The 11716-nt window shown below is 55.7% G+C and carries 15 protein-coding genes and 3 pseudogenes; 11 read left to right on the top strand and 7 right to left on the bottom strand.

The window, feature by feature from the left end:
• A pseudogene (locus ACUVSA_RS08395) lies at nt 1–494 on the top strand (DNA adenine methylase); the annotation flags it as partial.
• Nucleotides 495–1005: 511 nt separating this feature from the next.
• Here the strand turns inward: ACUVSA_RS08395 and ACUVSA_RS08390 are convergent.
• Genes ACUVSA_RS08390 through ACUVSA_RS08380 form a run of 3 tightly spaced genes read right to left on the bottom strand, consistent with a single transcriptional unit; the run spans nt 1006 to nt 2169 of the window.
• A complete protein-coding gene (locus tag ACUVSA_RS08390) occupies nt 1006–1611 on the bottom strand; it encodes a carboxymuconolactone decarboxylase family protein (protein WP_445894464.1) in 606 nt (201 codons plus the stop codon).
• A complete protein-coding gene (locus tag ACUVSA_RS08385; protein WP_445894463.1) occupies nt 1605–1772 on the bottom strand; it encodes a hypothetical protein in 168 nt (55 codons plus the stop codon). The genes ACUVSA_RS08390 and ACUVSA_RS08385 overlap by 7 nt, the downstream gene beginning before the upstream one ends.
• 52 nt (nt 1773–1824) lie before the next feature.
• The gene (locus ACUVSA_RS08380; protein WP_445894462.1) at nt 1825–2169 is read right to left on the bottom strand and encodes a helix-turn-helix domain-containing protein; all 345 of its coding nucleotides are present in this window, start codon (nt 2167–2169) and stop codon (nt 1825–1827) included.
• A gap of 589 nt (nt 2170–2758) precedes the next feature.
• On the opposite strand from ACUVSA_RS08380, the gene ACUVSA_RS08375 reads away from it, so the two are divergent.
• The 3 genes and pseudogenes from ACUVSA_RS08375 to ACUVSA_RS08365 form a co-directional block, all read left to right on the top strand.
• The gene (locus tag ACUVSA_RS08375; RefSeq protein ID WP_445894461.1) at nt 2759–2956 is read left to right on the top strand and encodes a hypothetical protein; all 198 of its coding nucleotides are present in this window, start codon (nt 2759–2761) and stop codon (nt 2954–2956) included.
• Nucleotides 2953–3243, top strand: a complete 291-nt coding sequence (locus ACUVSA_RS08370; RefSeq protein ID WP_445894460.1) for a hypothetical protein — start codon at nt 2953–2955, stop codon at nt 3241–3243. The genes ACUVSA_RS08375 and ACUVSA_RS08370 overlap by 4 nt, the downstream gene beginning before the upstream one ends.
• Before the next feature lie 256 nt (nt 3244–3499).
• Nucleotides 3500–3697 (top strand): annotated as a pseudogene (locus ACUVSA_RS08365) (SAM-dependent methyltransferase); the annotation flags it as partial.
• A gap of 40 nt (nt 3698–3737) precedes the next feature.
• On the opposite strand, the gene ACUVSA_RS08360 reads toward ACUVSA_RS08365, so the two are convergent.
• The 3 genes from ACUVSA_RS08360 to ACUVSA_RS08350 form a co-directional block, all read right to left on the bottom strand.
• Entirely contained in the window at nt 3738–3992 is a 255-nt protein-coding gene (locus tag ACUVSA_RS08360; RefSeq protein ID WP_445894459.1) for a hypothetical protein, read from the bottom strand.
• A 121-nt stretch (nt 3993–4113) separates the two neighbouring features.
• Complete coding sequence (locus ACUVSA_RS08355; RefSeq protein WP_445892968.1) at nt 4114–4449, bottom strand: hypothetical protein; 336 nt, start codon at nt 4447–4449, stop codon at nt 4114–4116.
• A 385-nt stretch (nt 4450–4834) separates the two neighbouring features.
• Nucleotides 4835–6028: an MFS transporter gene (locus tag ACUVSA_RS08350; RefSeq protein ID WP_445894458.1), complete on the bottom strand. Its 1194-nt coding sequence runs from the start codon at nt 6026–6028 to the stop codon at nt 4835–4837.
• A 522-nt stretch (nt 6029–6550) separates the two neighbouring features.
• Here ACUVSA_RS08350 and ACUVSA_RS08345 point away from each other — a divergent pair.
• The 7 genes and pseudogenes from ACUVSA_RS08345 (at nt 6551) to ACUVSA_RS08315 (ending at nt 10783) form a co-directional block, all read left to right on the top strand.
• The gene (locus ACUVSA_RS08345; protein WP_445894457.1) at nt 6551–7087 is read left to right on the top strand and encodes a macro domain-containing protein; all 537 of its coding nucleotides are present in this window, start codon (nt 6551–6553) and stop codon (nt 7085–7087) included.
• A 50-nt stretch (nt 7088–7137) separates the two neighbouring features.
• Complete coding sequence (locus ACUVSA_RS08340; protein ID WP_445892971.1) at nt 7138–7332, top strand: GxxExxY protein; 195 nt, start codon at nt 7138–7140, stop codon at nt 7330–7332.
• Between the two features lie 41 nt (nt 7333–7373).
• Entirely contained in the window at nt 7374–7613 is a 240-nt protein-coding gene (locus ACUVSA_RS08335; RefSeq protein ID WP_445894469.1) for a GxxExxY protein, read from the top strand.
• Between the two features lie 184 nt (nt 7614–7797).
• Nucleotides 7798–8226 (top strand): hypothetical protein, encoded by a 429-nt coding sequence (locus ACUVSA_RS08330; protein ID WP_445894456.1) that lies wholly within the window; start codon nt 7798–7800, stop codon nt 8224–8226.
• Nucleotides 8227–8277: 51 nt separating this feature from the next.
• A complete protein-coding gene (rmuC, locus tag ACUVSA_RS08325) occupies nt 8278–9687 on the top strand; it encodes a DNA recombination protein RmuC (RefSeq protein ID WP_445894468.1) in 1410 nt (469 codons plus the stop codon).
• Between the two features lie 370 nt (nt 9688–10057).
• Entirely contained in the window at nt 10058–10168 is a 111-nt protein-coding gene (locus ACUVSA_RS08320; protein WP_445894455.1) for a twin-arginine translocation signal domain-containing protein, read from the top strand.
• A gap of 3 nt (nt 10169–10171) precedes the next feature.
• Nucleotides 10172–10783: pseudogene (locus tag ACUVSA_RS08315) on the top strand (superoxide dismutase).
• On the opposite strand, the gene ACUVSA_RS08310 reads toward ACUVSA_RS08315, so the two are convergent.
• Nucleotides 10770–11594 (bottom strand): sterol desaturase family protein, encoded by an 825-nt coding sequence (locus ACUVSA_RS08310; RefSeq protein WP_445894454.1) that lies wholly within the window; start codon nt 11592–11594, stop codon nt 10770–10772. The pseudogene ACUVSA_RS08315 and the gene ACUVSA_RS08310 overlap by 14 nt on opposite strands.
• Between the last annotated feature and the right edge of the window lie 122 nt (nt 11595–11716).

Genomic DNA, 11716 nt, shown 5'->3' with positions numbered 1-11716 from the left:
AGGCATCCCGCAAGGACATCAACGATTTCCTGCCTGAGGCCAAGGCCGACCTGGCCTATTTCAATTCGCCCTACACCACGGAGTTCTCGACCACCAATTACGAAAAATCCTACCACTTCGTGGAAGGCTTGATGACCTATTGGGAGGGGCTCACCCTCGTCGAGGACTCCAAGACCAAGCACTACGAGACCGACCACAAGACCGTGACCCGCCCCAACGCCGCGGAGTTCTTCGAGGTCTTCCTCGGAAAAGCCAAGCATATCCCGCACTGGCTGATTTCATGCCGCGACCACACCTATCCGAACGAATCGAAGATGCGGCGGATCATCGTCTCCATGGGGCGGGAGTCGTCCATGCGCTCCCACGATCACCATTACGCCATCACATCCCGGCACGGCGATGCGTCCCACGCCAAGGAACGTCTGTTCATCTGCCGCAAAGCCGGCGACCGACAGGCCGCCCTCGGTCACAAAAGGTACCGCCTCCAGGCGTAGCTCCTTGATGTATTTGCTGTAGGGGGACCTTTTCCATATCAACTATCAAAGGCATCCCTATTTATTCGGTTCACCTTGGCTTTCTCCAGGTTCCCTCGTTTGTTATTATACCGAACGTAGAATTAAGCGGCACGCAGCTTTTTCGAGCGTTCGTTTGAGCGACTGCTTGGACAAGATTTTGGAACTAATTCGATTACCAGATGGCAGCCGACAGCCTGAGCATATTTCTTGAGGGTGGTCAGGGATGGAGCATGCTTTACTTGAGAGGATGCCGTTATAAAGGGCCAGGCAACGGCGGCTCCAAACGAAAGGAGCGATGGAGGAGATTCTGAAAAAAAGAAAGGTTCAGATGCCGTATCTCGACAACCAGGCCAGAAACATCGAAAAACCAAAGGATTTCTTCATCGGTCAGAGGTTGAATTCCGGCATCGAAAACCACGGCCTTGTCATATCTTCCCAGGTTTATACGGCAGTCCACCTCATCCCATCCCATTGACTTCATAATGGCCGGCTAGGCCCTTATCCACCCAGGCGTCAGCACGAAGGCTCTTTCGGCCTCCGCTTCTTTTTTAAGCGGACCCAGGAGAGAATCAAGGCAGTTGCCCGCCTCGATGGAAACAGCGCCATATTTTTGCACAACTTGGCCGAGGGAAGGCGTACACGCCTTACCGTATAGAACATACAAATCGCCACAATCATCCATGCGCAAGGTGGCGAGTAAATGGTCAAGCTCCCTCTCCAGGCGATTCATATCCGTGTGCAAGGCTGCCGGGACCGATATCACCCGAACGCGTGGCCAAGAGGCCAGAGCGGCCTGCAACTCGGGGACAAGCACTTCGCAGGCCACAATGGTCGTGGACCATTTCCCGTTGGGGCTCATTTTTTTTGCCATGGCGGGTGTGATATCGCATGGCACCTGAAGAGCATTCGCAATGGAGGTGAAACTCTGGAACAGTTCCACCACTTTTAGAACCTCATGCAGCTCGTCCTCGGATGCCCCGCTCATCAGCGCCATGGTTTTGTGCGCAAGGTGACAATATTGACAGTTGTTCATCATGGAAACCACCATTGCAATGATTTCCCGCGTTTTTCTGTCAAGTGCGCCTGGCTTCAGCATTGTGTGTTGTGTCCGTTTCCAGTTCGCGCGAGCCCACTCGTGTCTATCGCGGCCTGAGCTTTGAAAAAATTCGGCACCATGCCGTAGACGGCTGAAATCTCGTCGTAGAGTTTCCTAGCATCCCCTGAGGCGTCTTCTTCATGTAACAGCTTACACTCCATTGGTTCATCTCCTTTGTAGTCTGTTTTATCCCGGCAAGGTCGCCTCAGAACATCAGGCCTTCCTTGAGCCTTCCTTGCTTTCAATACCCTGGCGCACAAAATAAAAGTGCATGTCCAACGCCTCCTTTTGATCACGGTGTAAACGGGTCAGATGGGAGCCGTCAAGCATTCGCAATCCCCTGAAACGAAGCGGCACGTTCCCCGGCGTTGAGGCGTCTTTCCCTCCGGTAAGGAATTCGTGCAGCCCCTGTGGGCGGAAACGCCTTTCTCTCTTTTTACCGAGGCGATACCAGGGCATTATTCCAGCATCGGTCCAGCGCTTGATGGTCATTTTCGAGACGTTCAAAAATGCCGCGGCTTCTTTAACATTCAAAAGGTTTGGCAGTTCAAATTTCATCATTGAGCCTATCTTGATCTTCCGTGTCCATTTACGTTCATGCCTGATGTAGGGGAACCAGGAGCATTCCACCAGTCAGCTTGAGCTGTCGGTCGTTGGAGGATAAGCACATATCCTTGACGCGTCTGAGGACATTGCCTGCCGCCGTTTTATGCCAAAAACAGTCAGCAAACTCCGTGGGTTTCGTCGTTGAAAAATCAGGCCGGGCCATAACCGCTTCGAAAGAAACGACCTTGAGATTCTGTGCCGCCAAGCGCAGCGCCGTCGAGGGCGATGCACTTGCACGATTCATGTGCGACGAAATGACAGCCAACCCAAGTGTGCCACTTTTTTGTGTATGATATTGATATCATTGGGAGTGCTTTTTCGGTTCTTCACTACAAATTTTTCACCTGATGGTCATCAGCCTATTTAGGGGCCTGGGCCGGATTCCCAGAGCATTGTCCATGTCTAGGTGAACCGGTTCGGGCTCTGACGTATATCGAATATGGGTGACCTGCCCCTTGTCGTTGACCATGCCGGTGGTGACACGCACTTGGCCGCTGAGATGTGTTCGTCAAGTTGTCCAGTGATGATGGATCCCGACGGCATGGAGCGCCCTTTGGATAACGCACAAGAGATGGTCAGCAAGGACGGTCACCAAAACATGCCCCTGAATCCGCTCGGAGATGCGGTGATCAACCGGCCGCAAGGAAAGCTTCTGTTTCAGGCTTCGAAAGGACGCTTCCACCTGGGTGAGCATGTTATAGAGCTTCCAAAGCTCCGTGTCGGAAAGATCCTTTCGTGAAGAGCGCAGTCGAAGAGCTCCCTTTCCTTTTGCACCAAAGACTGCTCAATGGTTTGCTTTTTGGCAACCCGTCGATCGCAGGTCCGGTACAGACTGGAAAGGGACACATGCTTGGGCTCAATGCCCATGACCTCCTCAAGGGCGCTTCTGTGCAGAAACCACTGGAAGGTTTCCTGCACACTAGCGGGGTGAATCCGTTTTCCAAGGTTGAGGACCTTTTCCCGGTCGATGTCCGCTTCATTAAAGCCGCATTTTTGAGAATTTGGCTCATGTGCAGCTTTTCGTAGGCCCGCGCGCCCACGGTTCGCCGCCCACGGTCCGCACATCTTCCGATTTCAGGGAATCGAGACCACCGACTGCCACGCTGGCTCTGCCTACTTCCCTAACCCACTGAGACTCGAAAAGCTCGCTCCGCTCGGCGCGGCGCTGCGCCTGGAACCCGGGTGCTCGACCTGGGCAGTGGTTTGGCCGAAGTGCTATGCAGCAGTTCATTCATGGGGATGCGACCGGCGACGTTGCCGGCCGCCTTGGCGATGACGTGGTGTGGTTCTGGCCGACCAAGACCGTTGGGACAGGTATGAGGCGGCCAAACAGGCCACTATGCGCCGATAGCTTGCAGCCCATCCCGATGACCAACCGGCCGAAGAGGTTCGACCCCTACTGAGGTCGGAACCTGTATGCTTCACGACGTTCACGCTTGAGTTCCTGGGCTGGGGCGAGTCGGCTCCAATGGCGCGGTGAGGAGGCGTTGTGACATTCGGGCAAGATGCGGACATGGGATTCAATACCACTTCCGATTTTTCGGGAATAGCGTTGTTATTACGGAGTTTCCTGCTCGACCCATGACTTTGTCCACCACCTGGCGGACGTCGGAGAGACATCAGCGACCTTTAGGGTTTTTTTCTGCGCATTGGCATCCGCCCTGTTTCTTTTCAGAAAGGATTTTTTCCATGATCGTCGAATAACCGTGCTTCTTGATATCATGTTCGATATCGGAGACGGTGTAGCCGAAGCAGTAGCAGATGAGGTCATCCATAGGTTTCCTCATATTACCCCCGCACAAGCCTTAAGCAGATAGCCTCGTGATTCATAACTCATCCAAGCGTACTATGTTACGACGTAAAGGTTGTACAGATCACGGTTCGGGAAATCCACATCTATGGACAGTTGATGAAGATCCCTCGACGGGCCAGGGCGTTTTTTCGTTCATGGCAGCGAGCCCGGTATTCGGCATTCCAGTCTGCATCGTGGGCGTCCCTTCCCGTAAATGGGTTGATGGAGCCGGGGTTGAGCTGCTCATCCATTGTGCCTCGTTTGTCGTAGTAGAACCCAGGGGGAGCCGGAGGCATGTTGGACGGCCCTTGAGGATGGGTGTCCCATGGGACGATTATACCTTGGCATTCACCCATGATGACCGGACCGATACATCCTGCGGTGGCGGCACACGGCAGGGCAGCGGTTGCCAGAAACAGAAAAACCGCGGCTCGTTTCATGGCGATCTCCTTGGCTAAGGTTGGCGTTTAGATTCCTTGATCAATCATCGGCGGTTCACTTTATCGAGTCCAGTTCACGACGGTGCCGGACAAAGCAGACCAGGTCGGTTACGGACTCGTGTCAGTCGGCTAAAAACCGTGTGCTTTTTAAGCGCCCTGCGATAAAAAGACATGATCGGGGTCATGACATTTACCCAATCGAATATCCATGGAATGGAGTCCGCGCAACGGGCGGCGCCTCAGCTGGTGGACCATGGCGCTCAAAATGTTCGCGACGATTTTACACTCCGGCCTGGAGGGACCCTTTATCATTTCAGCCTGCGCCGACGGGGTCTTGGGACCACCATGGAGTTTGTGGCCCGCGGGACGGAGCCGATCGCTTTTTTCAGGGTTTTGCATCCGTGGCGACCCTGGTTGTGGGCAGCCTTCTTTGAACGAAATGGAGCCAGGGCATTGAAGCGAACTGAACCGCAACGGAAAAGGCTGCCAAAGCCATCAAGGATCGGTCGTACAATAGTCCCATGAAAGCGCTGCCGGCGAACCAGGCGAGGCCAAAACCCGCATTGAAAATGCCATACCCCGTGGCCCGCTGATCCCAAGGAACTAGGTCGGCGACAACCGCTCGAATGATGGACTCCTGCGCGCCCATGCCGATGCCCCACAAGACGATCCCCAGGATCACCAGCACCGGTCCGCTCACGAAAACAAAGGGAGCACTCCACGCCGATACCCCTATCGTGACCACAAGGACGGATACGCCCTTTTGGTCATACAAGCGGCCCAAAACGAGCGCGCTCAAAGCCTCCACACCCATGGCGCCGGCGTAGATCACGGGTATCCATTGGTCCGCCACGATGCCTTTGGTTTTCAAATGAAAGGCCACGAGAGGAAAGTCGGCGAATCCGAGAGCGATGCAGGCGACGGCCATGAGATAAAACCAAAAAGTCGAACGCAGGCCCCGGGCTTCAAGGGTGTGCATCGTTGGTTCCAGGTTGTGTGGCTGAGGGTGACTGATGCGGGCGATGATCAAAACGGCCAGAGCCAGCAATGCCGGAAGAGCCAGCACGGCGAATCCGTATTCATAGCGGCCTTTCCACGCCAGCACGGCCGCGACGATGATCGGGCCGATCATGGCTCCGATCTGATCCATGGCTTCATGAAGACCAAAGGCCCATCCTCGGCCTAAACCATGCGCCGCATGGGACAGGATGGCATCCCGGGCCGGAGTTCGAATGGCTTTCCCGAAGCGCTCGGTCATGATGAGGACAGCGGCGGTTTTCCAGTTTCGCGCGAGCGCTAGGGCCGGTACGGCCAGTAGGTTCACCGCGTATCCCGCCAGGGTCATCGTCCAATATCGGTGTGTGCGATCGGTGATGAGCCCCGAGACGATGCGCAACCCGTAACCGATGGCTTCGCCCATACCGGCCACCACGCCGACCGCCGTCGCACCGGCTCCAAGTGCGGCCAGATAAGGGCCGATGAGACTTCGCGCCCCTTCATAGGTCATGTCCGCAAAAAGGCTTACCACGCCCAAGAGCATCACCAGATGCAAGGCCGTTGGATGGGTTGTGGGCTTCATATGTGTTGTGGCGTGGGGCATATCGTTCAATGGAGTATGTGATTGTGTCCTCTTGCCGAAAAAACTGTCTTTGGAACTGGGCAACAGCGCTCTCGCGGCATCAAGAAGCCTGAACTGTTCCCGGCTAAAGCTCCGGGCCTTCGGTTTTATCTAGTGGCCGGCCCGAAAGGGTGCCGGAAGGTTGCGTCCCATAAGGCTCCATAGTGCTACTGCCTTTGAGCTGAAAATTCAAACGTAAAGTCCACTGATTGCCGTTTTGCTCCCAGGACTCGTTCCATAGCAACGCAAGCATGGAATTCGCAGCGTTCATGGCATAAAATCTAAACCAAAAGCAAAGGAGGAGTTGGTGGCTCTCGCTCCGACCGGTGTTCGATGCATGGAGGGAAGGTTCAAGCACAATAGGACACGGCACAGGGGCCGAAGACAGTCCACGCAAGCTTGCCCCCCACAGGGGATGCGGCCCGGTGGATCGACTTGGAGCGCCATGGGAAAGATCGGAAAAAAATGACGGGAGGTCTCGGGATGACGGCAAAAAAGATATCGGGTGTGGAAATTGAGTGCGTGAGGGGAGACATCGCCTCGCAACACGGCATTACTGCTGTGGTCAATGCCGCCAACGCACAACTCAGGATGGGCGGCGGGGTGGCCGGCGCCATTCATCGAGCCGCCGGGCCGGGGCTTGAGGAGGAATGTCGTCCATTGGCGCCCATCAAACCGGGACAAGCGGTGATCACTTCGGGGCACAACCTTCCCAACCGGTATGTGATTCACTGTCTCGGACCCGTCTATGGGGTGGACAAGCCCGAGGCGGAACTGCTGGCCAATTGCTACCGCAATGCTCTGCGGCTGGCCGAAGAGCACGGCATCGACTCCATTGCCTTTCCGGCCATTTCCACCGGCGCTTTTGGTTATCCTGTGGAAGATGCAGCGGAAGTGGCGTGCAGTGCTGTCCTGGAAGCCGTTCCCAAACTGAAATCCGTCAAGAAAATACGATTTGTGTTGCATAGCGAAAGGGATCTGATGCTTTACGAAAAAGTGCTGGAAACAATGACGGTGTAAGAAGTCACCGCAAAGACGCAGAGGACCCAGAGCACGCAGACTAAAAGAGAGTGAAAGAGATAACGGCAAAGATCATCGGAGCGACCATTGAGGTCCACAAGACCGTACGCCCTGTGTTCCTGCAATCGGCCGACGAAGAATGCCTAGTGCACGAGATGCGGCTTCGAGGATTGACATTTGAGGGGCAGGTACCGCTGCCCGTTGTTTATAAAAGTGTGCATCTTGACTGCGCGGGTACCACTTAGATAACCTGGTTGCAAGGGCTGTTGTTTTGGAACTGAAGGCGGTGGCAACTCTCGAGCCCATCCATGAGGCCCAGGTGCTCACCTGCCTGAAGCTTGAGGGCTGGACGTTCGGATTGCTGATCAACTGCAACGTTTCGGTTCTCAAGCACGGTATTAAACGCCTTGTTCTGATAAAAATATCTTTGCGTGCTTCGTGTCTCTGTGGTGAGAAGAGGGCCTGCCGGAGTCCGAGCCCGGCATCAAAGAAATCGTCAAGCTTTTTCAGGAGAACGAGGGGATGAAGCTTTTTCAGGCTTATGGCGTGGGGGAGCTCGCGCCGGTTGCCTCGAATAAGACGAAAGATGGGCGCATTAAAAACAGAAGGGTGGAATTGGTGGAGCAGTGGTTTTTCAAGTGCGTCGAGTGGTAGGTGAATTTGGACCGCCTTTACGTTGAATTTTTGCATCATTACAAAGGAGAATCAAAATGAGAAAGATATGCTATGCGACGGTGCTCGCGGTTTTTCTGTCTTTTTCTTTTCTATCGGCTTCAGAATTCAGGGTTTACCTCGGTTCTCAGGTGGATGAGCACGCCACGCAAGAGGCGAACGAGGCGGCCCAAGCCGCAAGAATGTCCAATCTCAAAGCCACAATCTACACCACCCCGGATTCCTTTCAGAAAGTGGCCGCGTTTTACAAAGGTATTGCCGCAGAATATATGATGCCTCGAGCTTCGGGAACATCCGGCGAACCCAGAAAGTCCGATGTTTTTGGAGGGGAGCTGTGGGAAGCCTACTTTATTTTTGACGGTGCAAAAGATCTTGCCACTTCAAAACTCTGGATCAAGATCCAGCGTCCCTATATCGGTGAAGAAATCCGAAATGTCACGGCCATTGTGGTCTCAGAAAAGAAATAGCTTGAACGGGGCTTTGGCGTGAGGGCCGTCAGGGGAGGTTCGACGGTGGAGATGGATCAGGTGTGGGCTGCTGTGGCCGGGTTTCTTGTGGGAGGCCTCCTCTTTTGGCTCTTGGCTTCCGCCCGAGGAAGACGCGCTTGGGTTCAAGGGCTTGAGGCGCTGGAGCGGCGGGCCGATGAAGCCCAAAACCGGGCCTCCAGCTTGGAAAGCCTTACGGTGGAGCTGCGGGCGCAGTGCCAGGGATTGAGCGAAAAAGCCACCGCCCTGCAGGAGCGTTTGGCGGTCGAGCGCACGGCCAGAGTCCAGGCGGAAACTCGGCTTGCTGAAACCCTGCGACGTCTTGAAGACGAAAGAACCCTTCTTGCCGAAGCCAAAGCGCATCTTTCGGATACCTTTAAGTCCCTGGCGGGAGACACCCTGCAGTACAGTTCCCAGGCCTTTTTGCAGCTGGCCAGGGAAACGATGGAAAAGATTTTAGCGGAGGCGCGCGGTGACCTGAGTCGACGCCAAGAGGCCATCAACGGCTTGGTGCGCCCCCTCGGTGACACTCTGGCCAAATTTGAAGAACACCTTCGGGCCTTGGAAAAGAGCCGGCAGGAAGCCTATGCGGGCCTTGCAGAACATGTGAAGCTTCTTAGAGAGGGATACCAAAGCCTGCAAAAAGAGACGGCCAACCTGGTCAACGCCCTACGGCGCCCTCACGTGCGCGGGCGTTGGGGAGAAATCACTCTGCGTCGGGTCCTGGAGCTGGCCGGCCTTTCCGAGCACTGCGACTTTTCGGAACAGGTGAACACGAGCGGCGAAGACGGTCGATGGCGACCGGATCTCGTGGTGCGGCTTCCTGCCGACCGCGAGATCGTCGTGGACGCCAAGGTGCCTCTTGAAGCGTATTTGGAAGCAGTGGAAGCGGATACGGACGGAAAACGCCAAGCGGCGCTCAAAAGGCATGCCGCTCAGGTGCGCAACCACATGCAGGCTCTTGCTACAAAGCAATACTGGAACCAGTTCCAGAAGGCTCCGGAATTTGTGGTCATGTTCATTCCGGGAGAATCTTTTTTCAGCGCCGCCGTGGATGCAGACGAAAGCCTCATTGAGGAGGGTCTGGCCAAGCGGGTCATTCTGGCGACACCCACGACCCTCATCGCGTTGCTTCGCGCCGTGGCCTATGGATGGCGGCAGGAGCAGATCGCGCGAAACGCTCAGGAAATCAGTGAGCTCGGCAGGCAGCTTCATGATCGCCTGCACACCATGGTCAAACACTTGGCCGATCTTGGCCACCAGATGGAAAAAGCCAACAAAGCCTACAACCAAACCGTGGGATCCTTTGCAAGCCGCGTGTTGCCGGCAGCCCGGCGGTTTCAGGACCTGGGCGCAGCATCTCAGACTCCCTTGCCGGAGCCGGCCCCCGTCCGTGTGGCCCCTCGATCCGTGACCGTTCTGGACGAACCCGACACCGGCTGAGGGCCTGAAGAGCTTGTCCCAAAAGAGCTTTTCGGGGCCGTTTTCGTTGCATCGTCTAAAAGCGCCGAAAGGCGCGATCAGAAGTCGCGGCGTGTGCCGCTCCTAGCGATGGTGTTCTTGAACGCGCTTCTTGGGCCTTCGGCGGCGTCAAGGCTCATTTGAATCGGTGAGCCCCTCTGCGAAGGCTTTCGTCCAGTGAGGGTCTGGCGAGGAGGCCAATGGTGCGTTAAAGTTGGTTAAAAGGTGCATCAGGTTTTCCGGGCGAAACAGAAAGCCTTTGAAGACCCTTTGCACGGCGATTCTGCGAAAGCCTTTGGATAAAAAGTCCAGAGGGTCTGGTGGATCATGACGCAGCTAATGGAGGTGCTGAATGGAGACGTGGAAACCTTCGGGAATCAGTCGTCGCACGTTTGTTCAGGCCGTAACGGTCGGAGCTGCTGTGCTGGCCATGCCGGGTTCACTCAAGCCGATTTTGGCCTAGTCCGTGACAGAGGCTTCAGCGTGGGATGTGCCCCCTTTGCCGTACGCGGAAAAGGGCTTGGAGCCCCATCTTTCGGGAAGAACCCTTTCTTTTCATTACGGCAAGCATCACCTAGGGTATGCCGCGAAGCTGAAAGAGCTGGTGCAGGGAACCCCCTTTGCTCACATGAGTCTGGAAGAGATCGTGCAGGCGACGGCGGGCAAAACGGAACACCAGGCCATCTTCAACAATGCGGCGCAAGTCTGGAACCACACCTTTTACTGGCGCAGCATGAAATCCCAAGGTGGGGGAGAGCCCGACGTGGCCTTAATGCAAAGGTTCATCAAGGATTTTGGAAGCTTTCAGGCCTTTAAGGACGCTCTGAAAACCGCCGCAGTGGGGGTTTTCGGCAGCGGCTGGGCCTGGTTGGTGGAAGACGCGGGGGCGCTCAAAATCGTTCGCACCTCCAATGCCGATACCCCCGTCGCGCACGGGCAAAAGCCCCTGCTCACCATCGATGTGTGGGAACACGCCTACTAACTGGATTACCAAAATCGTCGAGCTGACTATGTGCAAGCCTTCATAAATCACCTGATCGACTGGACCTTTGTGGCGAAAAACCTCAATGCCGGTTGATGGGCTGCCGGCCGGGATCCCCCGTTATGGGGAGCAGGAGCAGATGCCTCAAGCCCAAGCGGGCCGGATCCCGAAACTGACTGAGCCCAATGGTCATGGCGTCGTGGCCTTTTTCGGGCTGGGCCTTGTATGTGCCAAGGAGGCGATCCCAACAGGCAAAGCAGAATCCGAAATTGCTGTGGGTTTCCCGAATGATCACCGAATGGTGCAGGCGATGCATGTCGGGGGTTACCACCGCGAGCCGAAGAAGCCGGTCCAGTGGTTTCGGAAGCTTGAGGTTGGCATGATTGAAGAGGCTGCACCCGTTGAGCAGGATTTCAAACAGCACGACCGCACTGACCGGCACTCCCAAGGCCGCCACGACGGCGCTTTTCAGGATGGCCGAAAGAAGAATTTCCACGGGATGAAACCGCACGCCAGTGGTGGTGTCTAAATCCAGATCCGCATGGTGCACCATATGCAAGCGCCACAGGGTGGGCAGGGCATGGGTCAAGACGTGCTGCAGATAGATCACACCGTCCAGCACCATCACGGCAATGATTCCTTGCACACCTGGAGGCAAATGCAAAGCGGGCAAGAGCCCCCAGCCGTTCCCATGGGCCAGGGCCGCGACATTTATGGGCAACAGGGGAGAAGCGGCGCGGATCAAAAGGTTTCCCCACCCGATCATGGCCAGGTTGCTGACCCAACGGCCGGTTCTGGGCTGGGACCGTCGGCGCCGCGGAAAAACGGCTTCCAGCACAGCCATCAGGGCCAATACCGTCACAAAGATCATCAGTCGAACCGGCACACCCACGGCCGAAATTTCCATGTCCTTGCCCTTTTCCTTTAGGGTTGTCGAGCTGCTCGCGCCTTTGATGCACCGTGTTTTTGCCCCGAAGGGAAGCGTTCGCCAAGACCCAATCGAAAAGTCCAGGGCGCTCCCCTTTTTCG

The sequence above is a fragment of the Desulfosoma sp. genome, assembly GCF_052743555.1.
Note: the sequence above shows the minus strand (reverse complement) of the source record. Positions and strands in the feature narration are given on the sequence as shown.